Origin of the sequence: Prevotella sp. HJM029 (genome assembly GCF_000599605.1) — a bacterium.
Lineage (GTDB): Bacteria > Bacteroidota > Bacteroidia > Bacteroidales > Bacteroidaceae > Prevotella.
This window is the reverse complement of record NZ_AZHT01000024.1, coordinates 30,692-57,477: the sequence shown is the minus strand read 5'-3', so window position 1 is coordinate 57,477 and position 26,786 is coordinate 30,692. Positions and strand designations below refer to the sequence as shown.

Below are 26,786 nucleotides of genomic sequence, written 5' to 3'. Positions count from 1 at the left end.
TCAAAATGTTAAGTTGAGATGAAAAGTGAAAACGGGTTGCATGGTGCCTGCCAAGGTGCCGCTTTCAGGGTCGGACTCCTTGTAGTTGGTCCACGTAAAGAGATTCGAGCCCAGCAATCCTACGTTGGCATATTGCACCAAAGGCATCACACGATGGAGCCAACGCGACGGAATGCGATAGCGCATGGAGAAACTTGAGAGTTTTAAATAGTTGCTGTTACCCACCGTGCGCGAGTTGGAATAGAGCACAAGATTATTTTCCGCAACGCTTTGTGTATAGAAAGGTGTCCAATACGTTTTGTATTCATCGCCCCTTTTAAACCACATCTTTGCCGTTTGTCCGGCCACTGCGTTATAGTTGGCATTATCGCTGTTGCGCACATACTGATAGTTGAAACGCTGTTTGCCACCCAACACATAATAGAAAGAAATATCGAAATCGAACTGCTTATAGGAGAAGTTGGCATAGAAGCTGCCCGAATAAGGGGGCGTCAGGTGACCCAAGGCAACGAAATCGTCGCGCGTCAGCTGCTCTGTTCCCTGCTTCTCACGGCCATCGGGCGTAAGAAACACAGGATAACCGGTGAGTGGATTGATGCCCAACGAATGGACACCATAAATCATATCGTAGGATTTTCCAACCTCATAATTGGGCACAACCGACTGCTCATCCAAGTAGAGTTTATCGGTCCAATAAAGGCTTATGACCTTATTGCTGTTGTAAGCAATGTTGCCTCCGACGGTCAAACGGCAGTCAAAGCTATCCCATATCCGCCCGTTGAGTCCCACTTCGATGCCTTGATTTTGCAAAACACCAATGTTGCGCTTCAACGAAGAGAAGCCCGAACTGGTAGCAATCGGCACATCCAAGAGCGCCTGATCGGTGCGACGGTTATACCAATTCACATCCAACGTGACTCGTTTCCACAGCTCTACGTTCATGCCGACGTCTAAAGACTTATTTTGTTCGGCCTTCAAATCCTTGTTATAAAGTGACAACAACGAGAGCGCCCGGCTCTCTTCGTAAGTTTGTTCGCCAAACATGAAAGTGCCCACGGTGCTGGAAGATGTCACGCCATTGAGATTTGCCGTCACGCCATAGGCCACTTTGAAGTTCAATTTAGACAAGGCTTTTAGGTCTTTCAGTCCGGAATAGTTGGTAGGTGTCCATCCAAGACCAACAGCCCAAGCTGCATTCCAGCGTTTATTGGCCGGCAAAATTGACGACGCATCGGCCTTATAAGTGGCATAAAGATCGTAAATTGTGTTGTAAGTGTAGCCCGCCACGGCACCAATACCCATCTGCGCATTCTTGTCTCTCGGGTTTCTCACTTCGGGTTGACGAAATCCTTGCAACGCATTATTGATGGCTGAAGGCGCATCTACGGTGCCGACACCATAGCCAGTGATGCCCACTGCATCGTAGTTATACAGGTAATAGTCGACGTTTGCGCCCACCGTTATATCATGAACGCCACCGAAGACGTGGTTGTAAGTGGCGCGGAAATTGCTCGACAGATTAGTGGTCGTGCCTTTCGTGCGACGGTATATGCCACGTGCATTTGCCGGAATACCGCCTTTTTGCTCTGAATAAGCCGTTGAAGGGGTGAACTGATGGCCGTCGTTTTGCAGGAAATCGAGCCCTGCGACATAGGCCAGTGTCAGGTCTTTCCACGGTGAGAGCGTCAGGTTCACGTCCACACCGGCATTCTTATCGCTCGCATCGGCCTGATATTGATACAGCAAATCGCTGTAAGTGCGGTTGGGGTAGGAATACAATTCACCCGTCTTCCACTCGTAGGGATTCAGGTTATAAACCAACGAGGTGGGGTTGAAGGTTGAGCCATTGGGTGTGTTTGTCTTGGCATAACCGCCCGTAGCGCCCAACATGAGATAGCCCATCTTGCCTAATTGCTGGTCTAACCCCATCCGAATGCTGAAGCGGCGCTTGTCGTTCCCGGCAATTCGGCCGCCTTGATAGGCATAGTTGCCCGAGAGATAATAGGTTGTTGTGCCGCTTCCACCCTTGATGCTGAGATTATGTTTCTGATAGAAATTGTTGCGGATGAGCTCTTTAAACCAATCGGTATGCACCGCTCTGAGCGCCGACAAGCGCCGTTCTCCCTCGGCAATGAGTTGCTCTTTATGGGGATCGGTGGCATAATAGCGCTCATAGTAGTCGCGACTGTAGCGATAGCCCGGTGCAGAAGGGTTTTGCAACAGCCGCTCAAGTTCCAACTTTTCGTCGGTATCCATCAGCCGAACACCTCGCCTTCCGCGCAACGTCAGTCCCACATCCAAACCATAGGTGACGATCATCTTGCCTTGATAGCCGTGTTGCGAACTGATTTCGAGCACGCCATTGGCAGCCTTAATGCCATATAGTGCCCCCGCAGCTGCATCTTTCAACACCTTGATGCTGGCGATATCCTGTGGGTTGAGGTTATAGAACGTCTCGGCAGAGATAATCTTTCCGTCCAACACATACAATGGTTCGTTACTCACATTACCGCGCCGGAACGATGAGTTGCCACGAATGCGAATCTGAGGAGCGGTACCCAATTCGCCCTGGTTTATGACATTCAGCCCCGGGATCATACCCTGAAGTGCAAGCCCGAGGTCAATCATGGGCTTCTCATTGAGCCGTTTGATATCGACGTTCTCCACGATTCCGGCTTTCGAACGCAGGTCGATAGCGTTGATGTTACTCTTGGCTTTCACGACCACCTCTCCTATTCCCGTGGCAGCTTCCTCCATCTTCACATCCATTCGTTCTCGCCCATCGTCTTGTAATTTCAGCGGTTTGTAACCAATATACGTGAACAAGATTGTTGCCCCCCTCGCCCAATCGCCACCCAATTGATAGCGACCTTTAGCATCGGTTACTGTAACATATGCCGTACGATAGACCCGAACACTCACCCCCACAAGGGGTTCGTTGTTTACATCGGTAACGTAACCATAGAGTTTGCGCGTTTCGGCAGCACTCTGTTGCGGTACCCAACAGATCCACATCAAGGCCAAAAGGCTCATCATGGCGAACTTCTTCATACGCCTATCCGACTAACGCTTACTGGATAACCACTGCTGGGTCTGCGCCACAATCCAGTCAACAACTCGCCCACTTGAGGCTGGCAATATGCCATCGGGGCTATAAACAATCTCTACACCAGTTCTCTTCACCAAGTCACGCTGCACATCTTCCATCTTGTGACGGTCGGCCATGCGTTTCACATCTGATGTCAGATAGATACCTTGCACTATGATGCGCTGCTTCCTCTGTGCTGCTTTAGCCAGTAAGGGTATGAGCTCTTTACCAAAGTCATGTCCCATCTCAATGAGTGCGTGGTCCACATAATCAATCTTTGTGTGTTCCTTGGTGTATTGATCCACGTTTTTAAGCATCTCTTTCCAAAAGCCTATGCGTTCGTCATCGCCGTGGGCAAGATAAATCACAGCCTCTTTAGTGGGTGATTTCGATAAGCTCTGAATACGATCGAGCATGCTCTTTTCTAACACATAACTATAATAGAACGTAGGCCCCAAGACGATGGGCACGCGTGTATGCACCATTTCAGTCTTTTCCTCGGCCAATTCCTCGCGCACATAGGGATTATACTTCTGTCCCAAGATATTGGGAAGATCCTCCTCGGTGTGTCCCGACGGAGCAATGAAGATGGGCAATGCAAAGATGCTATCGGCACCTTCTGATTCACAAGCCTTAACCATCGAGGCTACCGAAGGTTCGGTATATTCCATAAGTGCTACCTTCACGATCTCGATGCCCTTCAACTTGCCATTGGACAATTGTTGTTTCACTAAGGGCTCTAAATCCAGAACAGGCTTGCGCCACGATTCCATAGGCGACCCATGCGCTACAATCAGCAATGCCGTTTTAGCCTGTACGCCCGACCATGCCATCAAAAACATGGCCAACATCAACATGATTTTCTTTCTCATCTTCTTATATGATTAATTTTATCCTAAACCTAAGCTGCCTACCTGCACGTAAGGCAACATTTTCTGTGCAAAATTATAACAAATCATAACTGGTTGCAATACCTACAAATGATGAAAATAACACAGCCTTCTCTCACTTTTCATCGAAAGAGGCAGCTTTCTATCCCCATATTTAAGTGCAATGCCTCTTTTCATTACGTGCTGGGCGCGTGCAGTAACAAAAAAGGGATAGCATGTGCCGCGCTTCATAAAAAGAAAGAGCGATGGAGTTATCGCAACGCCACCGCTCAGAATTCTAAAAAACCTTACAAACTACTTTTTCTCTTTGAACATTTCTTGGCAAGCCTTCCAATCATAATGATGGTAAAGCTGATTGAGTTTACTTTCACGTTGCTTGAACGAATTCAGATCTTTCTTGGCATTCTCTGTCCAGCCTGTTTCTGCCATAGCAGCCAAGCGTGGTAGAAGCTGGTAGAGTGCGAGGTCGCGACCCATGACATATTCAGTCCATAGATTCACTTGCACGCCCTTTACATGTTGCTTCAACGCCTCTGACGCATCGTCGGGCACAGGGTTATAGCTATAAACCTTCTCCACCGGAAGGTCACCGCCGATAAGTGTCAAGCGATGCGCCTTGGTCTGGTAGTAATCTAAGTAATAATAGGTATTGGGCGACATGATGGCATCCAAGCCACGCTTCACTGCCTCCATACCACCATCTATGCCACGCCAGCTCATCACTGTTGAACCAGGAGCCACGTCGCCTTCGAGAATCTCATCCCAACCAATAATGTTGCGCCCCTTAGTAGCCAAATGCTGTGCAATAACATTCATGAAATGCGATTGCAATTGTGCTTCCGCTGAAAAGCCATTCGAACCCTTGAGGTTCAGGCGCTTGATTTCTGCTTGGCAACGAGGACAAGCCTTCCAACGCGTGCGGGGAGCCTCATCACCGCCAAGATGGATATACTTTGAGGGGAAGATGTCGAGCAACTCATCGAGAATGTTATTGACGAACTCATAGGTCTTAGGATTACCTGCACAGAGTATGTCGTCAAACACGCCCCAACGCTCAGCCACCTTATAGGGACCGCCCGTACAGCCATATTCAGGATAGGCAGCCAACGCACCCAGCATGTGACCGGGCATATCTATTTCAGGAATGATAGTGATATAGCGCTCAGCGGCATATTTCACAATGTCGCGCATCTCATCTTGGGTGTAATAACCGCCATAAGGAACGCCATCATAAAGCTCGGTGTTGTTCCCCATCACTGTTTGCGCACGTTTCGAGCCTATTTCTGTTAGCTTGGGATAGCGTTTAATCTCTACACGCCAGCCTTGATCTTCGGTCAGGTGCCAGTGGAAGGTGTTAATGTTGTGCAAAGCCAACACGTCGATATACTCCTTGACGAAAGGTACACTGAAATAGTGACGGGCGCAGTCGAGCATAGCACCGCGATAGCCAAAGCGTGGATAGTCAGCAACCTTACCTACAGGCAAATTGACGGTTGCAGTTTGCTCCACTGGCAACGACTTGCGCAACGTTTGAACACCATAGAATACGCCCTGGGGTGTTTTTCCCTCAATCACGATAGCGCGCGGCTTCACTGTGATGACATAGCCTTCCTGATTAGCTATCTTATTGTTCAGCTTCAGCGTGATGGTAGTGCCTTTCTTGCCTGTTCCAGCCAGCGTTATACCAGTCGCTTCACGTACAAACTGCTTTAAGAATGCGGCGTTGCGTTGCATAGCCTCATCAGAGCCCTCGACCAACACGGCTGTGTTGCCACTTAAAACGAATGGTGCACCTTTCTCCAACGAAATGTTCTGTGGAAGAGGAACAACCTGATAGTTTGCATCTGCAGCCTGAAGACCTAAAGATGCCATCACCATTGCTACGGATAGTAGAATTTTTCTCATGTCTTTTGTTTATATGATTAAATGAATTGCGTTAGTTACTTGTTAGTAGACGGCGAGTGCAAATATACGAAAAAAATAATATCTCCACACCCTTTTCATGAAAAAACATGCATCTTGGTAGCAGATTAGGTGAAATTTAGTACTTTTGCGCCATGATGAAGCGCGGGCAGACGCTCCCTACTCCACCGAAACGAGTAATATTTTCACACCATTACAAAATGACAAAGGAAACAACTCCAACCTCACTCCCTACCAACAATATGACTACAGGTGCACCGTCGCGCGCCATCCTGACCTTTGCCATTCCACTCATCTTAGGCTACATCCTGCAACAGATGTATCTCATTATCGACGCTGCTATCGTGGGGCGCTGGATTGGTGTAGGTGCATTAGCGGCCGTGGGCGCGTCGAGCAGCATCATGTTCCTCATTATGGGCTTCTGTAATGGTTCGTGTGCGGGCTTCGCCATCCCCGTAGCACAGGCCTTTGGAGCCGGCGATTACCACAAGATGCGCTGTTATGTGAGCAATGCCTTACGCATTGCTGTGGTGCTGGCCGTGGTCATCACATTGCTTTCGTGCGCGCTGTGCGACCGCATTCTCAAACTCGTCAACACACCAGCCGACATCTTCCACGATGCTTACGTGTTTCTTTTCCTGCAGTTCTGCACCATCCCCTTTACCATCGCTTACAACCTCTATGCCGGGCAAATCAGGGCATTGGGCAATTCCAAACAACCCTTCTACTTCCTCATCATTTCATCGGTGCTCAACATTCTGCTCGATGTGGTGCTCATCCTCGGCTTCAGAATGGGCGTTGAAGGTGCCGGGATTGCCACCTTTCTGAGCCAGGCCTTTGCCTCATGGCTGTGCTGGCGATTCATCCGGCACCGCATGACCATCCTTGTGCCACAAGGAAACGAGCGGGCCTTCGACAATAAGAAGATAAGCATCTTGCTTAACAACGGTGTGCCCATGGGGTTGCAATTCTCCATCACTGCCATTGGCATCATCATGCTGCAAAGCGCTAACAATGCACTCGGTACAATCTATGTGGCCTCGTTCACGGCAGCCATTCGCATTAAATATCTCTTCACCTGTGTGTTAGAGAACATAGGCGTCGCCATGGCTACCTATTGCGGACAGAACGTTGGCGCAGGGAAAATCGACCGCATAAGGATTGGCGTACGCGACGCCATGGGCATGATGCTGGTCTATTTTGTCTTCACCGTAGCCCTCATCTATCCTTTTGCCGATGAAATGATGGCGCTCTTTGTCAATGCAGGCGAGCACGCGGTCATTGCTCATGCCGCTCAGCTCATGCGCATTGCTAACTGGTTCTATCCTGCATTGGGTGTGCTCGTCATCCTGCGCTACAGCATTCAAGGTTTAGGCTACAGCAACCTCAGCCTCATGAGCGGCGTGATGGAAATGATCGCCCGTTGTGGCGTGAGTCTGTGGATGGTGCCTGCTTTAGCCTGGTTGGGGGTTTGCTATGCCGATCCTGTGGCTTGGTGCATGGCCGATGTCTTCCTCATTCCTGCTTTCTTTTGGCTTTTGCGCCGACTGCGGAAGCATCAATTCAAGCAAGTTTAAACAAAAGGCGAGGCGGAGGTGTAATCACTACAGCTCCGCCCCTTGAAAGTTAATTACCTTGAGTTACAAAGTCCAACTCGTGGAATCTCCTCCTTATTCTTTTGGCTTTATATCCACACTCCCGTGGTTTTTCGGGTTCTCTCCGTCCTGCTTCCCCGAGGGTTTATCTGCAGAATCGTCCGTCCCCGTCTCGGGTGCCTTCCTTCCTTTGGGCTTAGAGGACTTGTGGCTGTCGCGCGCTTCTTTCGCGGCCCCTGCAGGCGCTTTCACCTCAACCAAATGGTCCTTGCTAATGCGCACCCACAGCAATTGATTTGTGTCGCCCACCGAGAGTTCATAAATCAAATGTTTATTCTTGCTGCGCCGATGTCCGGTAAAGGCCAATGTTCCAGCTGCCATGCCCCTCTCCCTTTCAAAAGCGGCATATAAGGGCTGCAGCAACTTGCTAATCTTCTCATATTCCTCGGCCGAGGCCACCTTTTGCTGCGCTGCACTCGCTGTGTGCGTGGTGCGCGATTTGTTCCCCGCCCGATTCATCTTGTCCACCAACTCAACGATGGCCTGCCTGTCGGCCTCAACGGTAGACTGATAATGGGCCACTTCGATGATGCGGCACACCACTTTAAAGAATTGATCGTTGCGTTTACGGATGCTTCTGCTCCGAGGCAATGCGGTATCGGCCTCATGCGCCAGTATCTTATGCCGTAGCATGCGAAACTCCTCATTTGACTGGTGGAGCGACGCGATAGTGGCATTCACACCTAACGCTGCCGTTTCTGCAGTGTGCTTAGCCAAGTCAATCTCTAAACCGCGAATGTGCGCTGTCTTCTCATCCATGCTCTCATTCTGCAAGCCATGATAGGTCTGCACCACGTCGGCAAGCGTTTTATAGGCTTTATGAATCTCCTTGTTGGGATTGAAGCGCTGAGAGTTCACCATGCCGAACAGCGTGGAGATATAGCCATCGCGTTCTAAGTTCTTTTCATTACTCTGCTCAGTGAGTGCCATGTTGTTCACGCGCTTGTTCACCTCGTCTTCGAGCTTTATCTGCTCGTCCCAGGCCTTCATCAATTCATCACTGATACCCAACTTTGTCTTGTCGGCTGCATTAACCAAATCATACTGTGTACGAAGGAACTCGGCATGCAATGCGCCGCGAAAAATCCCATGATTAACTCCCTCAAACGAGATAAGTTCCGGGAGCTCAAAAGGTTTTGGCTTAGTCATATTTGTTAATATTTATGGATTAATAGTTTCTTTTTATCATATCGGTAGCACGCTACTGATGCCCCAAAGATAGAGAAAAGATTATTACGCTCCAACTTTTTAAACACTTTTTTTGCTATTCGAAATGAAAAATTATCTTAAAACGCGTCTCGCTACCCAAAATAGGGTGCAAACAATAGATAGAACGACACTACCCTCACCCAAGTTAGTACCAAACAATAGATAGAACGGCACTACCCTCGCCCAAGTTAGTACCAAACAATAGATAGAACGACACTACCCTCACCCAAGTTAGTACCAAACAATAGATAGAACGGCACTACTTTCGCCAAGTTAGTACCAAACAATAGATAGAATGGCACTACCTTTGCCCAAGGTAGTACCAAACAATAGATAGAACGGCACTACCTTCACCCAAGTTAGTATCAAACAATAGATAGAACGGCACTACTTTCGCCAAGTTAGTACCAAACAATAGATAGAATGGCACTACCCTCGCCCAAGGTAGTACCAAACAATAGATAGAACGGCACTACTTTCGCCAAGTTAGTACCAAACAATAGATAGAATGGCACTACCCTCGCCCAAGGTAGTATCAAACAATAGATAGAACGACACTACCCTCACCCAAGTTAGTACCAAACAATAGATAGAACGGCACTACCTTATATATAATAGGACACAACCGACAACATAAACCCCTGTGCATTCAATTGAGTTATAACATTTATGCCACTATACACTGAATGTGTGCTATCAAACCTTAACCTAAAATGAACCATGAGCACCATAGCCCTTATCCATGCAGCGATAACACATTCTATATTCCAATCGCCTTTATAACAATTCTCTCAGACCAAATGGTATGAACAAGACCTGTGTGCTCACCCGAACGCCCTCGTAGCAGAATATATCTATCTACACTTAGACACACGCTCACCTCACCATGGCCCTCCACCCACTAAAGGCATAGGGACTCTTCTCTTCATATTCAGATTTACCGATGGCTGCGCCTTTGGCGGACAGCACAATTGGCCATACAGACACAGCTCTTACCAACCGCCATGAATTCCCTGCACCACTGCCACACTAAAAAGCATTGGGTGCTCACCTCACGATGAGCACCCAACTTACACTTATTAGAAAAAATTAATCTGCTTATATATAGCCCAGCCAGCGTAGCACATCGTTTAGATTGGCAACGACGAGCAACACGATGAGCAGAGCAAAGCCCACATACTCTGCACGGATGAGAAACTTCTCGGATGGCTTGCGCCGTGTGATCATCTCGTAAAGAAGGAACAACACGTGGCCACCGTCCAACGCTGGGATAGGTAGAATGTTCATAAAGGCAAGCATGATACTCAGGAAAGCGGTCATTTTCCAGAACACATACCAGTCCCACGATGAGGGAAAGAGGCTTGCAATAGACCCAAAACCGCCCAAACTCTTCGCACCATCGCTGGTGAAGATATAACGCAGGTCGCTGACGTAGCCTTTCAGCACATGAATGCCATAGCTCACGCCGGCGGGAATACTACCCAGGAGGCTGTAGCGTTGGTGCACGGGCTGATAGAGTGTGCCCATGGATGGGAATGCGATGGCCAATTTCAGGTCGGGCGTGAGCACTACGTGGGCACTGTCTATCTGCTCACCGCGCTGCCACACCAACTGCACCGTGCGCACCTTCAGGCTATCCTTCGCGGTGCTTACTGCAGCCATTTCGTCAGCTAACCGGCTCATTTCGTCGAGGAACTGGTTGGCCGAAGCCACTGCCTTGCCATTCACCGCCACAAGCTTATCGCCAGTTTGCAAACCAATCTTGGCGGCGGGGCCACCCTGAATGACCGAATCGACACGCGCTGGGAGGTAGGGACGACAAAACACGGGCACGGACTTGATCATATCCAAGAGGTTGAGATCGCCAGGCAGGGTCAATTGCATGGGCTTGCCATCGCGGACGATGCTTACTTGATGGGCTTCGGAAAGGTCGCGGAACATGTCGGCACTAAAATCCTTAAACGCTCCCTTCTCAGTGCCCACGAGGATATCGTGATCGCGGAAACCATAGCTCTTAGCCATGGCGTTGAACTCCATACCTTGCGACATGGCGCGCATGGGGACATAGGTTTCACCCCATACAAACATAATCATCGCATAGATGACGAGTGCCAACAGAAAGTTAACCGTCACACCGCCAATCATCACCAATAGACGCTGCCATGCGGGTTTCGATCGAAACTCCCACGACTCGGCCGGCTTCTCCAATTGCTTGGTGTCGAAACTCTCGTCCACCATGCCAGCAATCTTGCAATAGCCACCGAAAGGCAACCATCCGATGCCATACTCGGTGTCGCTATGCTTGGGTTTGAAACGGAATAGGCTGCCTGTCCACTTACCTATGCCCACATCGAAAAACACGTAGAACTTGTCTACCTTTATGCCGAATAGTTTTGCAAAGAACATGTGGCCGCCTTCGTGCAACAGCACCAACAATGAGATGGCCATCATGAATTGCAAGGCTCTAATCAATATTATTTCCATATTCTGAATAGGGTTGTATTATGTTGTTGTTATATGTTCTTACTTCGTTGCCCCAAGCAGTTCGCGTGCGATGGCACGTGCCTCGGTGTCGGTTTGCAGGAGCGCCTCGAGCGAGGGCTGTGCCTCGAAGGTAGTTGCCGCCATCGTTGCCTCAATGGTGCGTGCCATGTCGGGGAATGAGCAAAGGTTGTTGCGAAAGGCCTCGTTTACCACTTCGTTGGCGGCGTTGAGGATGCAAGACATGTTGCCGCCACGCTCGATAGCCTCATAGGCCAGACCCAAACAGCGGAACCGTTGCACATCGGGTTGGAAAAACTCCAACTTTTGTTGCGCAAAGAGGTCTAAGCGCTCGCCCTGGAGCGGCAGACGCTCGGGGAAGGAGAAGGCGTACTGGATGGGGAGCCGCATGTCGGGCACACCCAACTGGGCCTTCACGCTGCCATCGACGAACTGTACGCCACTGTGCACAATGCTCTGCGGATGGATGAGCACCTCAATCTGTGAAGCTTCCACGCCAAATAGCCATTTTGCCTCGATAACCTCGAAGCCTTTATTCATGAGTGTTGCCGAGTCGATGGTGATTTTATCGCCCATACTCCAAGTGGGATGCCGCAGGGCGTCGGCTGCGGTAACGTGTTTCAGTTGGTCGGGGGTGAAATGACGAAAGGGACCGCCCGAGCAAGTGAGTAAAATCTTCTCGATGCTCGCATCAGCATCGCCTACAAGGCTCTGGAAGATGGCGCTGTGCTCACTATCGACAGGAAGAATGGGCACATGATGCTGCTGAGCGAGACTACAAATGAGCTCGCCAGCGACGACCAAGGTTTCTTTATTGGCCAAACATATCTTTTTCTTGGCCTTAATGGCGTTGATGGTGGGCAACAAGCCCGCAAAACCTACCATTGCGGCCAACACCATGTCGATGGGGTCGGCAGTGACAATCTGCTCCAATGCGGCGGCGCCAGCATACACCTTGATATCGGGTGAGTCGGCCAGCAGAGCCTTCAATGCCTCGTAGTGGTTCTCGTCGGCGATGACCACGGCAGCAGGCTGAAACTCGCGTGCTTGCTGCGCCAACAGCTCTACCTGGCGATGAGCAGTAAGACAATACACTTCGTAGCGGTCGCGATGCTGCCGAATGACGTCGAGTGCCTGTGTGCCAATGCTACCAGTGCTTCCAAGAATACATATTTGTTGTTTCTTCATTGCTTCGTTGTTTTCAATTTCTATAAATCGAGTAGGCCGTGGGGGATAGCCATCCGAATGGTACGCGCGTCCATATCGGCATGATGGATGAGGTCGCTGTGCGCTGGCAGCAGCAGTGTCTGTCCGGCTTCGGTCTCGACCTCAAAGAGCAGGTTAGCGGTCGTGGTGTCGATGTGCTGTAGCGTTCCGAGCCGTTGCTGGGTTGCTTCGTCAATCACTGAGAAGCCTAAGATTTCGTTCCACGACACGCTGTCATCGCTGCTATCCGAGAGCGCACGTGGGAAAAACACCTCGCGTCCCACCAAAGCTTGTGCCTTCTCGGCGGTATCAACACCCTCGAAGGTCACCAACGCACTCTCACTGCTGCGAAATCGATAAGCCTCCATAAAAAAGGGCACCAAGATGCCATCCATGTCGAGAATCAAATAGTCGGCCTCCACCCGGTCGAAGACATCGTCTTCTACTTGAAAGGTGAGTTCACCCTTCACACCGTGCACTTTCCCTAAGCGTCCAATGCGATAAACTTCGTCTTGCTTAATCATTCACCCTGATGATAGAAGCGCCCAAATCGTTGAGCCGCTGTTCAATGTTCTCATAACCGCGATCAATCTGTTCAACGTTAGCGATGCGACTAATCCCCTCGGCACTCATCGCGGCAATGAGCAATGCTATGCCTGCACGGATATCGGGGCTACTCATTCGACCTGCCCGAAGACGCAGCTGATGGTCGTGCCCCACCACAACAGCGCGATGAGGGTCGCACAAAATGATTTGCGCGCCCATATCGATGAGCTTGTCGACAAAGAACAAACGGCTCTCGAACATTTTTTGATGAATGAGCACAGAACCGCGTGCTTGTGTGGCAACAACCAGCAGCACCGATATTAAGTCGGGCGTCAAGCCCGGCCACGGCGCATCGGCTAAAGTCATTATCGTGCCGTCCATGAAGGACTCTACAACATAGTGTGCTTGCTTGGGGATATACAAATCATCCTCGTCCACGTCGATGCGAACACCTAAACGGCGAAAGGCATCTAACGTAATACCTAAATTGTCGACCGAGACGTTCTTAATGCGGACACCATCGCCCACCATTGCAGCCATGCCTATAAACGACCCCACCTCTATCATGTCGGGTAATATCGTGTGACTGGTACCGTGCAGGCGCTCAACACCCTCGATAACGAGCAGGTTGCTCGCCACGCCTGTAATCTTTGCGCCCATACGATTGAGCAAGCGGCAAAGCTGTTGGATATAGGGCTCGCAGGCGGCATTGTAAATGGTTGTGGTGCCCTGAGCTGTCACTGCTGCCATAATAACGTTGGCCGTCCCAGTAACTGAAGCCTCATCTAACAGCATGTAACAGCCTTTTAGCTGCTCGGCACGCAACTGATAAGTGTCGCGTTGGGGGTCTTTCACGAAGACAGCGCCCAACGACTTAAATCCTAAGAAGTGAGTGTCTAAACGACGGCGGCCTATCTTGTCCCCTCCCGGCTTGGCTATTGTCGCACGATGGAAACGTCCCAACAACGGGCCTATCATCAGCACACTACCACGCAATGAAGAGCACTTGCGCACAAACTCGACACTATCTAAATAGGCCAAGTTCAGCGCGGCAGCCTGAAAGGTATAGTCGCCCTGCCCATGGCGCGTCACTGTAACACCCATCTCAGCAAGTAACTTGATGAGGTTATTGACGTCCAAAATGTCGGGAATATTCTGAATGCGCACGGGGTCAGCCGTCAGCAACGTAGCACTGATCACTTCAAGCGCTTCGTTCTTAGCGCCCTGAGGCGTAATAGTTCCTTTTAAGCGGCGTCCCCCTTCTATGATAAACGACTCCATAAACAGCGCTTACCTCTTTTTACGCTTCGCTCCTGTTCCCGATGGCCTTTCTGCAATCTTATCGAAAACGAATGTGTTTAAGTCAAGCTGTATCCGCCCATCTGTATACTTCGCTAAGTCTGAAGCAACCTTTTCATCGTCACAAGAGCCATGGCTCCAGGCCATCAGGTCCAGTTTCATTTGATTGGCTGTGAGCCTTACCAATGCGTCACGCTCTTCACTGGGCTCCATCGTCTTCAACTTATCAAAGATCTCAAAGATAATCTTGCCATAATGGCGCACGGGGATGTCGCGCGAGGCATAAGCGATAGGAGCCGGCTTTGCGCTCATCTTCCGCGCCTCACTAATATCATAAGGCCACTCAATGTCCAACTGAAAACGACTCATGATAGCTAAATGATCCCACAACCGCTGCTGATAGTCAGCATCCTCACGATTCTGTGGAAACATTCTGTCCATGATAGTTACAATGGTTTCAGCACAAGCTTGCCGCTCTTCACGGCTCTCCAACCCTACACAAAGGTCAACCATACTCTGAATCTCACGCCCATATTCAGGCAAAATGAGTTGTTCGCGCTGTGTATTATAATCTAATCCTTCGATATTCATAGCTAAATCAATTTCTTTGGTGTCTTTGCCACAAAGTCTTTCAGATAGAAAGGCACAAAATAAGCCACATCTTCCACACGCCCTTCGGCTAACCGCTTCTCGGCCAAGGGAAACATATTCTTAGCCAAGGGCATAATATCTTTTATGAGATGCGCATGTGGATGGGCTATGGTGTCCATACACTTAGAGGCACCATTACCAAAAAAGTAAACCTCATGTGCGTCTAAAAATTCACGATAAGTGTCAGCGGTCACCACATCAGCCTGTATGCCGCGCACCTCTTTCAAGGCTCTATCCAACACTTGCGCATACACTTCCATGCGGCGTGCATCAAGCATAGGCACCAACAACGCATCGTCTTCAGCCACTTGCTCGCCCAACAATACTGGGACAGCTAACAGCTCTAAGGTGGGAACTGCAATGAGTTTAGCATCGCGTCCATAGCAAATGCCTTTTGCCATCGACGTGCCAATGCGCAAGCCTGTGTAAGACCCTGGACCACTACTCACCGCTACTGCATCTAACTTTATGTTGCGTGTATCTATGAACGTCAAAGCCTCATCGATAAAAGTTCCTAAGATTTCGTTATGATTGGGGCCTTGATGATTTTCCTGATTAAAGATACATTCGCCATCATTGCTCATGGCCACCGAGCAGATATTCGTACTCGTCTCAATGCTCAAAATACACGACATAATGATAAATATATTCTAAATAGGGTGCAAATTTACGTTTTTTCCCTCCAAAATTGCTACTTTTGCAGAAATTTAACGTGTAGCATTATGATATTATCAATGACAGGGTACGGCAAGTCTGTGCGAACCTATGGGGAGAAAAAAATAAATGTTGAAATCAAATCGCTTAACAGTAAGAATTTAGATTTGTCAACAAGGATAGCACCTTTATACCGAGAGAAGGAGATGGAAATCCGCCAATTGGTGGCGCAACAATTAGAGCGTGGCAAGATTGATTTTGCCATTTGGATTGAGAAAGATGCGGCTATCGACGCCTGTTCCATCAATGGTGCCTTGATAGAGAACTATTATCAGCAAATCAAGCAAATCGCACAACAGAGTCACATTCCCGAGCCCACAGACTGGTTTGGCACGTTATTAAGTCTCCCCGACGTGACCACAAAAACAGAAACAGAGCAGTTAGAGCGCGAAGAGTGGGCTGCTGCCGAGCAAGCCATTCACGAAGCGCTTAGCCATCTGATAGCTTTCCGCCAACAAGAAGGTCGGGCGCTGCAACAAAAGTTCAATGAAAAGGTTGATAATATCGAGCAATTATTATTGAGTATAGAGCCTTATGAGAAGAGTCGTGTCGAGAAGATACGACAGAATATTGTCAAAGGGTTGGAGCAAATCCCTGGCGTTGACTACGATAAGAATCGCTTAGAACAAGAGCTTATCTATTACATCGAGAAGTTGGATATCAGCGAAGAGAAGCAGCGTTTGACCAACCATCTGCACTATTTCCGTGAAACCATGCGCGAGGAAGGCCGCGGCTTAGGCAAAAAATTGGGGTTCATTGCACAGGAGATGGGACGCGAAATCAACACTACAGGTAGCAAAAGCAACCAGGCCGAGATGCAAAACATTGTGGTGAAGATGAAAGACGAATTGGAACAAATTAAAGAGCAAGTGCTCAACGTACTTTAAAATATCCTATATGACCGAAGCAAACCACAACTGTCCTTGCCAAAGCAACCCGCAAAAAGGCAAGCTCATCATCTTCAGTGCACCATCGGGATCGGGTAAAAGCACCATCGTGCAATGGCTCATGCATGAGCATCCTGAACTCAATCTGCATTTCTCCATCTCGTGCACCAGCCGTCCACCACGAGGAACCGAGCAGCATGGCGTGGAATATTTCTTTCTCTCGCCAGAAGAATTCAAAGCTAAGATTGCTACCGATGCCTTCTTAGAATATGAAGAGGTCTATGCCAATCGCTTCTATGGCACGTTGAAATCGCAGGTAGAGCAGCAACTCGCCGCAGGGCAGAACGTGGTCTTCGATGTTGATGTGAAAGGTGGTTGCAACATCAAGCAGTTCTATGGCGCGCAGGCTTTGAGCCTCTTTGTGCAGCCCCCTTCGATAGCTGCATTGCGAAAACGGTTGGAAGGACGTGCCACCGATGCGCCCGAAGTGATTGAACAGCGGTTGCAGAAAGCCCAATACGAGCTAACATTTGCGCCCCGATTTGACACCATCATTGTCAATGACGATTTAGAAACGGCCAAAGAAGAGACCTATCAACGCCTCAAAACCTTCCTTGCAACCCCATGAAGCCATCCTCCACGCCACCCCAAACCCACCACATTGGTATCTTTGGCGGTTCGTTCAACCCTATTCATTTAGGGCACATTGCCTTAGCTCGACAGCTGCTAAATCAAACCTACTTAGAGGAGATATGGTTTGTAGTGTCACCCTTAAATCCCTTTAAAAAAGAGGCTTGCGACCTCTTAGACAATGAAAAACGATTAGAACTCACACGCCTTTCGCTCGAGAACGAACCGGGACTTGTCGTCTCGGACTTTGAATTCCACCTGCCCAAACCATCTTACACCTATCGGACATTGTGCGAACTGTCGGCCACCTATCCCGACAAGGACTTTACACTCATCATGGGTGCCGACAACTGGCTGTCGTTTTCCCATTGGGATCATCACGAAGACATTCTGCGCCGCTATCCCATCATGGTGTATCCACGACCACATCACATTGTCGACCCCAACACACTGCCGCCCCATGTCACACTCACCAACACCCCACTCTATCCCTTCAACAGCACCGACATTCGCCATTGTATTCGTCAGGGCATGCCCATACGGAGCATGGTAAAGCCCGAAATTGAAGAGAAAGTAGTGGCCTATTACCGGCAATTGTTTCAGCAACAGGGCCAATAGCCCCACCGGTGTCGCCACATTGTCCTCAACAACGTTTCGCTTACGTAAGCCATCATTTGCAGCAGCGCGCCATAACATTGGTGCCAATCGAGGGAATTGGCACCAATGTTAGATGACATTCGTGCCAAACGAAGTAGATTGACACCAATGTTAAATTAACGTGAGTTCGACGAATTCAGAACAATGCAAGCTGTGTGTCAATGGTCCTTTGTACATTAATGCACGGCTTCTTTGGAAATAGGCAATAGGCAGCAATTGTCCCTAATAAGTTGACGATGAAATTGTCAAAGCATCTATGTCTGGAGTGTTCTACCTGCGCAATGTTCTTAAGTTCATCATTCACCGTTTCAATAATGGCTCTTTTTCTGAGTAAAAGTCTGTCTGAAACGCTCATTAACGCTCCTTTCATGTTACTTTTCAATTTGGTAATAAGCTGTATTCCGTCAACGAAAAACCTTTGAAAGAGGTTCTTGCCGATGTAGCCTTTATCACCGAATAGCTTACCATATATCAAATCTATGAATGCTTTGTACTCCAAAGGCTTACGGTCATCAATATCTCCTGGCGTTATCATAAAGTTGAGAAGTTCTCCTTTCTCATTGCAAATCAAATGCAACTTGAAGCCAAAGAACCAACCCATAGAGCATTTTCCTCTTTGAGCTATGCCTTTGAAAACCTTATGAATATGTATTCTTTGGTTTTTGCAGACACGCAGTGGTGTGCTGTCAACGAAGCTTATGCCCGTGCATTTGCCCAACAAGACCTTCTTGATAAACAAGGTTAAAGGTATAACTACATCCCTTTCCAATTCTACTATATGGTTATAAGAAACAACTTTTGGAAACAGATGGCAAAGCTGCTTGCATACTTTTTCAAGATAGAAATGTTTGAAGCAACGATAACCAGAATCGTGGAAAAGAATCATTATCAGCATAACTTCTGCCTTTGACATTGTAGAATTTCGATGATATTTCCTGTTTCCTGTAGGTTTTAGCGTATATTTTGCTGTCATTGCATCAAAAAACTTGCAGAAGTCATCTGCCATACAAAATATTTTCTGTAACTTTGGATAGAATAGCGACAATCCTTTATACAAGGGCACCTTGTGCGATTGGCTGATTTTGGGGTAACGATTTGGCAACCGTTCCATTTGCTGTGTACTGCTTTGTTTTGCTTGCAAAGAACTCTTTATCTCCGACAAAGATAATGATTATTCCCGAACAATTCTACTCTTTGCTTTATTTTTTCAAGGCAAGGAAAAAATTATTCCCCTGCCGATTTCAAGAAGTAGAAACACGATGTTGTGAAGAAATTGCGGATATATGGAATTGCCCCTATCACGGCGTACAGCCTTCGGGGACGCAGGTGGAATTTCACCTCGTAATGCGGATTGATGAAATAGAAAGTCCTGTCAATGGCTTCAAAGCCTTCCTTTCTCATCGTCCTCTCAAACAACTCTATCGGGCATTTGGTCTTCTTGATGTTCAACAGTTCTCTGACGCATCCCTCGTCTTCCTTCCGAGCCCTCAATATCCGCTCATACAATCTCGTCGGAAGCAGGTGAAAGAAAGGCAGGTGCGAGAGGAAGCGGCTTCGGCATATCTGCTGATGCCCACCGAAAGGCATCTGCCAAGCAGGAAAGGACATGAAAATTACCCCCCCGGGTTTTTAACAACTGTTTACACTTGTGCATAAATTCCTCCTTGTCGTCGATATGCTCTATCACATCATGGCAGACAATCAGGTCGAACTGATGCCTGAGTTCCTTCAACAGGAACACATCGGAGGCGATGAAACGCCCTTTTGCTCCGTTCTCTTGGAAAAACTTCCTTGCGTCCCTTATCCGTCCCTCTGCCATATCCACGCCCACTACATCGCAGCCCATGCGTGAGAAAGGCAGGAGGTTTCCACCGTCCCCGCAGCCTATCTCCAACACTTTCGTGCCTTTCCCTACCTGCCTGTACCGCTTGATGTAAGGAATGAAATACTTCTCGCTTGTGGTTGCGAGTTCGTTGAAATACTGTCTTCGGTTAAGTTGTCTTGACTGCATCTTATTTTAGGGGTGTTATGGTTTCAACGACAAAGGTAGCAATAATCATGGAATAAGACCGCATGTTTCATTCGTTACCATGAAAAATACCTATAAATGATTATATGGCAATGCGATATGGACGAGTGCAACCCAAAGTTTCCGCTCTTTCGTTTGCGGAATGGCGGGAAAATTCGTATATTTGCGAGGTACGACTAAAAAAGATGTAAATATGGCACACCGTAAAACTTGTTTTGTTTTATTGTTCTTGGCATTCCTGCTGGCATGCGCGTCCTGTTCCAATCCCCAAGACGAGGACAGGAAATCTTCTTTTCAATTGGATAAACCTTATAGGGAAATCATGCAAGGCTCTACGCTCCGTGTGTTCATCACGAGTGGCAGTGGAGACTTGCAGATAAGCAATTCCAATGCGTTTAAGGACTATGCTAGAATTGCCTATGCGAGAACTCCCGAACAGGCAGGGCATGTAGGTGTTCTTTCAATCCAAGCCCTGCAAGTGGGAGAATTTCAGGTCTCACTGACCGACAACCTCACAAAGGAAAGACAGCAACTGACCGTTAAAGTCCTCCCGCCTTATCTGTTACTGGAAATTCACGAAGGCTCAGACCCTGTATGGTCAATAGGAAGCGGAGTTTCGGGACTTTTCCTTGTCCAGAACGCAGCGCATTCTTTTTATCTGTGCCGTTACAAGCCCACTCTCTATCGGTATGTCAGTCCTGCCGTTCTCTCGGGCGTATATGAGATTGTCATGAAAGACGGCGTTCCGACGAACTTGCGCCTGCAAAGCAAGAAACAGGGAATTGTCCGTGATTTCACCTTGACAGGGAAAAACAAGAAAGAGGCTTTGGAAAAACTCGGGAGATTAGGCAGGCTCGGACTTCTTCCGAATGAAGAGAAATTCATCTGTCCCGTCTTTCTTGACGAACACGACATGGAAGAGCATATCATGGCGGAAATGACTTATAAGGAAGCAACCTTGCCTGAGAAAGTCATGGAGTGAGATGCAGGAAAGGAAGTGGAGCATGCGGAGGCACGGTTACAGCCTCACTCCCTTGCTCCTGTTCTCTTGGGAGGAATGGACGGACAAATGTCTGAATTTCTCCCACTGCTCCTTAAACCAACGGGCAATCGGCACTCTGTCCACGAGCAGGTCGAGTACGGTCTTGCCATCCCTTTCCTCCCTGCCCACCTGCAAGCGTGCCTTCTCAACGGCGAACGAACGCCTGTACTCATCAGAATGCAGTTTCCCCGTAACAACGAGTACTTTGCCTTGCAGGAGTTCGTCCGTGTGTCTCTCTGACAATCCGACCGAACGGCAAAGCCTTTCAATACGGAAAAACTCGGCAAGCATGGGAAACCATTCCTTTGCCTTGTCGATGATGCGCCTGAGATTGCCGATTTCACGCTGATGCTGCTCCGATGCCCGCAACCGCTCGGCGACGTGGCTTTCTTTCATTTTCTGCATATCCGTGCGCATCTGTCCGATGCTCTCTTTCAGTTCCGCCACCTCACCATGCAACTGCCTGTTCTCGCTTTCAAGCCTGCTCACTTTATTACCGCCCAACAGGGAGTTGATGCCGTTGAGTGCTGCTGTGGCGGTCTTGGTAGCTGAGTTTTTCAGTTCCACCGTTTTTTTCTCCGCCTTGATGCGTGCGAGTTCCATTTTGGCTTGCTCCGCCTCCTCGATGATGCACCGTGCTTCCGCCTCCCTTGCCAGCAGGTTGGCGATGTTCTCCTGTATGTCCTCGCCCTGCGTGATGAGATTGCGGTAATACTCATGCGTGGAGAGGTGCTTGGCTGTCGAGCCCCTGACACCCCTTTTCAGCTCGTACTTCGCCATGTGTTCGGCGTAGGTGTCCTGATACCTGATGAGGTTGGCACGGCTCATCACCTCGTCTGCGCAGAGGCGTGGGGCTGTCGCTTTCGTCCTGTACCTGCGCTTTGCCTTCTCTTCCTTTTTCTGCTTCCTGCGCTCACCCTGCACTATCGGCACTACGGTGGCATGGATGTGCGGTGTTTCCTCGTCCATGTGCAGGACTGCCGACACGAGGTTGTCCGCCCCGTAGGTCTCTCTCAGCCACGCCACGCTGTCATCGCACCACTCTCCGAGCCTCCTTTCGTTTTCCATTCGTTCCATATCCTCGTGCGTTCCGCTCAGCACGATGCGGATTGCCTGTACTTGGTTCTTCCCTATCTTGCGTTTCAGCCCTGCCGTGTCAAGGCGGTGGCGTATGGCAGCCGTGCGGTTGCACACACCGTCGGGAAACCTGATTAACTCACGGTTGAGGTGCGTTCTCGTAGGGTCTATGTTCTTCGGCACGATGGTGCGCTCGATGTGAGCCGACATTCCGCTGTCGGCTCCCTTTGCCTTTTCCAAATGCAATACGCAATATCCCATATCCTTTTGTCTTTTTTAGATGTTGTCATTATCTTGTTTTCGTTGCCTTGATGTCCTTAGATACGGTCGGTGGACAATCGTTGAAAGGAGGAAAGACTTCCTTTCGGCTTGCTCGTTTCTTTATGCCGACAGGCTCGGCAGGGGTGTCCAGAGGGGTGCAACCCCGTTGGCTTATTGGGAGATTTTCAGCGGACACGGAGTGAAGCGTGAGGAAAATCCCCTAATGAGCTACGGTATTTTCTCTTTTGAAAATATCCGTACCGTGCTTACCACGTGGGCATTTGCCCCTGCCACTTCTTTCCCTTATAACCTGAAGTCCCCACGGTTTCTCCATCGGTGCTGCCGATTGGACTTGTTTCTCCGAAGGCATACTTGGACTGCACCCGAATATCTGAATACCCTGCATGCTTGGAAATACAGAATGCACGGCTTGCCGTGACTGCCTTTTTCTGTTGCTTATATCAGCGTGTCTTGCCTGTTCCGTTTCAGCCTGTAATGCCACTGCCGTTTCCCACCGAAGTCGGAGTGATGAAAATTCTGATGAATTGATGAATGTCGTTCCAATAATCTGGAAATCAACATAATATGCTTTCATCATGCCCTCATCAAGCCGCTTGTCAAAGTGGAGTTTCATCATTTCCGATTCCTCTATCCCTGCATTTCCTCCAACTGCTTCCTGCCGATGGTGTAAAAACGCCCCGTGCGCCTAATCTCCGTATATGGGCGCATGTTGTCATAGCTCGGCTGGCAGGTCGTATAGGTGAGCGTGTTTTCGGCAGGAGTGAGTTTCCATATATCCTGCACGATACGCCTTACCTGCGTCCTGTCCGTCCTGCAGCCTGCGCAGTTCAGCAGAAGGAGCATGTCGTTGATGCAGAAAGAGAAAGCGGACGCTTTCATGCAGTCCATGACTTCAAGGCAGGTTTCCGCCATCTCCACCTCCGTCCTGTTACGGTTGCTCCGTATAATCCTGCTCAGGGCTTGCGTGTGGATGAGTTCGGGACTGAACCACATGCGGCTCTCTTTCTTCGTGGAGAGCGTGCGGTGCTGGAGAAAATAGAGGAAGGCGGGTATTTCCTCCTTTACCCTTTGCAGGAAGTCCGTGTCGTCCTTTTCTATCCTCCCCACCTTCCTCACCCAATAGCGTGTCTCTCCTGTGTCGATTATGACGGGTAGACGTTCGTTGTTGGAGCATAGTACGAACTTGGCGAAGAATGAAATCTCATCCCTGTCCTTGCCCTTCGCCTCCACCTTGTAGGAAAGGGTGGTGCTGAGGTTCTTGAGCCGCTCGCTGTCCTCCCTGCGGTCGAGAAGCACCTCGTCCACGAGGATGAGCAGTTTCCCTGCCCAGTCCGAGTTGAACTGACTTCGGAAGTCCTCGTTGGTGTTGAAGGTTACATTGCCCCCGAAGAGGGCTTTGAGGAAGTTGAGGAACGTGCTCTTGCCCGTGTTGCGCTCCTCTGATACGAGCAGCAGGATGGGCAGTTTCTCTATGGGCTGCAGGTAGAGTAGTTGCAGGTAGTCCATGCCAAGTTCGTACTGCTCCCCGAAGATGTGCCTTGCCAATGCCTCGATATGGGGAAACACACCTTGCTTCGGATGATGCCCCGTCGGCTCGTAGAGGTTGAGGAAACTGCCTACTACGGGCTGATAGTTCACATGGTCGGGGACGGTGCAAAAACCGTCATACTTCGGGACGGTCGCCAGATAGTCCCTGCCGTAGTCCTGACGGAGCGTCTCGTTGTTCCACACGATGCGCTTCCTTACAAAACCGCCTCCGACAAGAGGCATGTCTGCAAGTTTGTAGAGCGTTGTGCCCACACGGACGAAAGCCCCGTCCTTTTTTCTTTTTTCGGGCATATCTTCCAGCAGCCCGTCATTGTTTTTCTTATCCATTTCTTTCTTGCTTAAATGGTTGATATATAGCATCGTGCAAAGTTACGGACATCGTTCGGAAAACTACTTGTGAAGAATGGCGCGGAACGGTGAAAGAAAAACGGAATGGAATAAAAACAGGGGAAAGCAGGGAGGTGCGGAGCAATAATTGAGGGGAACAGGAGGATAATTTTGCAGGATTTGTCGAGGGTTGCTGAAAAAGGGAAAATGCCTTTTTCTTTCATCGTTCGCAAGCGTCTGATGATATGTTGATGAACTTGCAATCGCTTGATATTCAATCATATTATATCAATATTCATCAATTCATCAAAATAAAAGAAGTTGTGTTCGGTATGTTTTTCTTTTCTCGGCAGTCCTATACGACTCGTCCCTAACTGTTATCCCTGCCCTTCAACCACCCAAAAAGAAAAAGGTTTATTTCCCCCATCGACACAAGGGGATAAACCTCTATAAACCTCTGTCAAGGCGTTTCAGCAGGGACTGCCTGCCCGTGCAGGAAGGAGCATGACAAACCTTTCGTGCCGTTCGTTCAGCATTGCGATGACATGCTCCCAAAGCCTTTTTGCCCTTTGCGACCTGATACGGAACGCAAGGGCTATGACCATTTCAAGGCTGTACGCATCAAGCCAGCGACCCTCCGCCACCCTGATGTTCCTCTCTGCCGTGCAGGGGTGCAGCAGTCCATCCCTGTATATCTTCTTGACCAGCGTGTGGATGGTATGTCCGAACACGCCAAACAGGTCGGCAATCTCAAACTCGCCCATCCATATTTCGCCGTTGGGTATGACGATGTTCCCGTGCTCGTCTATCGTGATTATTCGACGGGCATTGCTGCTTATGTCTTTCCCTTTCATTGTCATGCCATCTTAATATTGCCAAATGAGGCGTTGAGCTTGCTGCCGAGCATGGAGAGGTCGGTGTCGAGTTTCTCGGTGGTTATCTTCGCATAGAGTTGTGTGGTTACGATGTTCGTGTGTCCGAGTACACGGCTCACGCTCTCAATCGGCATGCCCTTGCTCAGAGCCAATGTCGCAAAGCCGTGCCTTGCGCAATGGAAGGAGATGTCCTTTGTTATCCCGCACTCGCTGATGACTTTTTTGAGCTTCTTGCAGACCGTCCAGTAGTTGATGTCCCCGAATATGGAGTTGTCCTTCTGGAACGGTCGGTATCTGTCGATGATTTGCAAGGGTATATCGAGCAGTTTCACTTGGTACGGCACCTGTGTCTTGTGCCTTTTTGCAAGTATCCACTTCTCGCCGTTCACCTCCACAATCTCATCGGTGGTGAGTTCCTTCAAGTCCACGAAGGAAAGGGCGGTGAAGGAGGCGAAGACAAACAAATCACGCACGAAGGCGGAATGGCTGTCCTTGAACTCGTGCGAAACCAGTGTCTTCAACTCGTCCTCCGTGAGGAACGCACGCTCCTTCGTGTTCGGGCTGATATGAAACTGCGCGAACGGGTTTCTCGGTATCTTGCCGTTGAAGTGCGCACGCATCACCACGCCTTTGAGCCACATGCAGTTTATCCATATCGTGGCGTTCCTGTTTCCTTTCACCGTGCTGAGGTACACGGCGAAGTCCCTGATGAAGTCGGGGGTGAGTTCCAGCATCGACATGTCGCTGCGGTTGTACTTGTGGCGGATAAACCTCGCCGTGTTGTTCCTCGCCCTGAGCATCACCTTGTATGTTCCCATGCTCCTGTCCTTACCCACACGCTTGAACAGAGAGGCGCAGTCCCTGTCGAACGCTTTCATCAGGGTGTCGTACTCGCTGCCCAGCCCCTGATAGGCGTTGCGCACCATCTCCGCCGTGACGAACGCCTCACGGTCGGAAAGACGCTGATAGTGCTTGATGATTTGCGCCTTGATGTTGTCGAGCGAGAGGTTGGTGGCGATGGCTTCCCTGCTCTTGCCTTTCGCCCTGTTGCCTTTCACATCCCACAACTCCTTTGGGATGGTGCGCTTGCAGCTGAACTGAGCCACCGTGCCGTTGATTGTAACCCGTCCCATGATGGGGACGATGCCGTCTTTCTCCTTGCTGCCGTTCACATAGAACAGCACCTTGAATGTGCTTCTTGCCATTGTCTTTTCTTTTTGGTTGCAAAATTAAACATGAAAGAGCCTAACCCTGCTATGCAAAATATAGAGCAATAGAGCAACAGCAACGGATGCACGGAAAACCGCTGTTTTTCTCCTCTTTAGCGGAGGTAATTATCCTGCTTTCGGGTAACGATTTGAAAACATTTCTGTTTCAATAATCCGCATTTTCCTGCCTCGTGGCAGGTGGCGGATTTGCTGCGATTTACACCGTATAGCCCTAATAATCAAGCCGAATTGCGTTAAACTTCCGATTTCCTGCAAATATTACAGCGATTTTCAGTAACTTTGTCCTCGGTGATCATAGCGATTTTTGTTTGTAGCTATTTGTATATTAGCTCCTTAAAGTTACAAGAAATTTCGCTAATTACCAATTTTATAGACACTTATAATTCGTCGAACTCACGTTAATATATATATGGTTGATACTCCTTTATTCCATTTATGTCATCCGAGAAAAGAAAATAGTTCTTTCCGACCAAAAATATTTCATCAGATATCTTCCAATGAATTATATAGAATATCAAAT

21 protein-coding genes and 1 pseudogene are annotated in these 26,786 nt (G+C 49.0%); 5 read left to right on the top strand and 17 right to left on the bottom strand.

Annotated elements, in window-relative coordinates:
- The 3 genes from X919_RS0102705 to X919_RS0102695 form a co-directional block, all read right to left on the bottom strand.
- Nucleotides 1-3,033, bottom strand: coding sequence for a SusC/RagA family TonB-linked outer membrane protein (locus X919_RS0102705; RefSeq protein ID WP_371212583.1), 3,033 nt, complete (start codon nt 3,031-3,033; stop codon nt 1-3).
- Between the two features lie 30 nt (nt 3,034-3,063).
- Nucleotides 3,064-3,960 carry a sirohydrochlorin chelatase gene (locus tag X919_RS0102700; protein WP_028898918.1) on the bottom strand — a complete coding sequence of 299 codons (897 nt, stop codon included), beginning with the start codon at nt 3,958-3,960 and terminating at the stop codon, nt 3,064-3,066.
- A 312-nt stretch (nt 3,961-4,272) separates the two neighbouring features.
- Nucleotides 4,273-5,883 (bottom strand): beta-N-acetylhexosaminidase, encoded by a 1,611-nt coding sequence (locus X919_RS0102695; RefSeq protein WP_028898917.1) that lies wholly within the window; start codon nt 5,881-5,883, stop codon nt 4,273-4,275.
- A gap of 218 nt (nt 5,884-6,101) precedes the next feature.
- Between X919_RS0102695 and X919_RS0102690 the strand changes: the two genes are divergently transcribed.
- The gene (locus X919_RS0102690) at nt 6,102-7,478 is read left to right on the top strand and encodes an MATE family efflux transporter (RefSeq protein WP_028898916.1); all 1,377 of its coding nucleotides are present in this window, start codon (nt 6,102-6,104) and stop codon (nt 7,476-7,478) included.
- A gap of 93 nt (nt 7,479-7,571) precedes the next feature.
- On the opposite strand, the gene X919_RS0102685 is transcribed toward X919_RS0102690, so the two are convergent.
- The 7 genes from X919_RS0102685 to tsaB form a co-directional block, all read right to left on the bottom strand.
- Nucleotides 7,572-8,705, bottom strand: coding sequence for a DUF6261 family protein (locus X919_RS0102685; RefSeq protein WP_028898915.1), 1,134 nt, complete (start codon nt 8,703-8,705; stop codon nt 7,572-7,574).
- Between the two features lie 1,158 nt (nt 8,706-9,863).
- Nucleotides 9,864-11,249, bottom strand: a complete 1,386-nt coding sequence (rseP, locus tag X919_RS0102680) for an RIP metalloprotease RseP (RefSeq protein ID WP_028898914.1) — start codon at nt 11,247-11,249, stop codon at nt 9,864-9,866.
- Nucleotides 11,250-11,288: 39 nt separating this feature from the next.
- Nucleotides 11,289-12,455: a 1-deoxy-D-xylulose-5-phosphate reductoisomerase gene (locus X919_RS0102675; protein ID WP_028898913.1), complete on the bottom strand. Its 1,167-nt coding sequence runs from the start codon at nt 12,453-12,455 to the stop codon at nt 11,289-11,291.
- 20 nt (nt 12,456-12,475) lie between these two features.
- Nucleotides 12,476-12,997: a ribosome maturation factor RimM gene (gene rimM, locus X919_RS0102670; RefSeq protein WP_028898912.1), complete on the bottom strand. Its 522-nt coding sequence runs from the start codon at nt 12,995-12,997 to the stop codon at nt 12,476-12,478.
- Complete coding sequence (murA, locus tag X919_RS0102665) at nt 12,990-14,300, bottom strand: UDP-N-acetylglucosamine 1-carboxyvinyltransferase (protein WP_028898911.1); 1,311 nt, start codon at nt 14,298-14,300, stop codon at nt 12,990-12,992. The genes rimM and murA overlap by 8 nt, the downstream gene beginning before the upstream one ends.
- A 9-nt stretch (nt 14,301-14,309) precedes the next feature.
- The gene (locus tag X919_RS0102660) at nt 14,310-14,909 is read right to left on the bottom strand and encodes a DUF4290 domain-containing protein (RefSeq protein ID WP_028898910.1); all 600 of its coding nucleotides are present in this window, start codon (nt 14,907-14,909) and stop codon (nt 14,310-14,312) included.
- Nucleotides 14,910-14,911: 2 nt separating this feature from the next.
- Nucleotides 14,912-15,604 carry a tRNA (adenosine(37)-N6)-threonylcarbamoyltransferase complex dimerization subunit type 1 TsaB gene (gene tsaB / locus X919_RS0102655; RefSeq protein WP_028898909.1) on the bottom strand — a complete coding sequence of 231 codons (693 nt, stop codon included), beginning with the start codon at nt 15,602-15,604 and terminating at the stop codon, nt 14,912-14,914.
- An 87-nt stretch (nt 15,605-15,691) separates the two neighbouring features.
- On the opposite strand from tsaB, the gene X919_RS0102650 reads away from it, so the two are divergent.
- Genes X919_RS0102650 through nadD form a run of 3 tightly spaced genes read left to right on the top strand, consistent with a single transcriptional unit; the run spans nt 15,692 to nt 17,818 of the window.
- Complete coding sequence (locus X919_RS0102650) at nt 15,692-16,570, top strand: YicC/YloC family endoribonuclease (RefSeq protein WP_028898908.1); 879 nt, start codon at nt 15,692-15,694, stop codon at nt 16,568-16,570.
- Nucleotides 16,571-16,580: 10 nt separating this feature from the next.
- Nucleotides 16,581-17,198, top strand: coding sequence for a guanylate kinase (gmk, locus tag X919_RS0102645; protein WP_028898907.1), 618 nt, complete (start codon nt 16,581-16,583; stop codon nt 17,196-17,198).
- Nucleotides 17,195-17,818: a nicotinate (nicotinamide) nucleotide adenylyltransferase gene (gene nadD, locus X919_RS0102640; RefSeq protein WP_028898906.1), complete on the top strand. Its 624-nt coding sequence runs from the start codon at nt 17,195-17,197 to the stop codon at nt 17,816-17,818. The genes gmk and nadD overlap by 4 nt, the downstream gene beginning before the upstream one ends.
- A 175-nt stretch (nt 17,819-17,993) precedes the next feature.
- On the opposite strand, the gene X919_RS0102635 is transcribed toward nadD, so the two are convergent.
- Together X919_RS0102635 and X919_RS0102625 are read right to left on the bottom strand one after the other, a co-directional pair.
- Nucleotides 17,994-18,863 (bottom strand): IS982 family transposase, encoded by an 870-nt coding sequence (locus tag X919_RS0102635; RefSeq protein ID WP_028898905.1) that lies wholly within the window; start codon nt 18,861-18,863, stop codon nt 17,994-17,996.
- A gap of 218 nt (nt 18,864-19,081) precedes the next feature.
- Nucleotides 19,082-19,868: pseudogene (locus X919_RS0102625) on the bottom strand (class I SAM-dependent methyltransferase).
- Between the two features lie 211 nt (nt 19,869-20,079).
- Between X919_RS0102625 and X919_RS0102620 the strand changes: the two are divergent.
- Complete coding sequence (locus tag X919_RS0102620; RefSeq protein ID WP_004341067.1) at nt 20,080-20,868, top strand: hypothetical protein; 789 nt, start codon at nt 20,080-20,082, stop codon at nt 20,866-20,868.
- A 36-nt stretch (nt 20,869-20,904) separates the two neighbouring features.
- Here the strand turns inward: X919_RS0102620 and mobV are convergent, their stop codons facing one another.
- From mobV to X919_RS0102595, 5 genes are all read right to left on the bottom strand, one after another.
- A complete protein-coding gene (mobV, locus tag X919_RS0102615) occupies nt 20,905-22,266 on the bottom strand; it encodes a MobV family relaxase (protein WP_004341065.1) in 1,362 nt (453 codons plus the stop codon).
- A 220-nt stretch (nt 22,267-22,486) separates the two neighbouring features.
- Nucleotides 22,487-22,903, bottom strand: a complete 417-nt coding sequence (locus tag X919_RS0102610) for a hypothetical protein (RefSeq protein ID WP_028898903.1) — start codon at nt 22,901-22,903, stop codon at nt 22,487-22,489.
- A gap of 11 nt (nt 22,904-22,914) precedes the next feature.
- Complete coding sequence (locus tag X919_RS0102605; RefSeq protein WP_004363971.1) at nt 22,915-24,162, bottom strand: primase-helicase family protein; 1,248 nt, start codon at nt 24,160-24,162, stop codon at nt 22,915-22,917.
- Nucleotides 24,163-24,632: 470 nt separating this feature from the next.
- Complete coding sequence (locus X919_RS0102600) at nt 24,633-25,022, bottom strand: hypothetical protein (protein WP_004341058.1); 390 nt, start codon at nt 25,020-25,022, stop codon at nt 24,633-24,635.
- Nucleotides 25,019-26,242 (bottom strand): site-specific integrase, encoded by a 1,224-nt coding sequence (locus X919_RS0102595; RefSeq protein WP_004341056.1) that lies wholly within the window; start codon nt 26,240-26,242, stop codon nt 25,019-25,021. Before X919_RS0102595 ends, X919_RS0102600 begins: the two co-directional genes overlap by 4 nt.
- Nucleotides 26,243-26,786 lie beyond the last annotated feature (544 nt).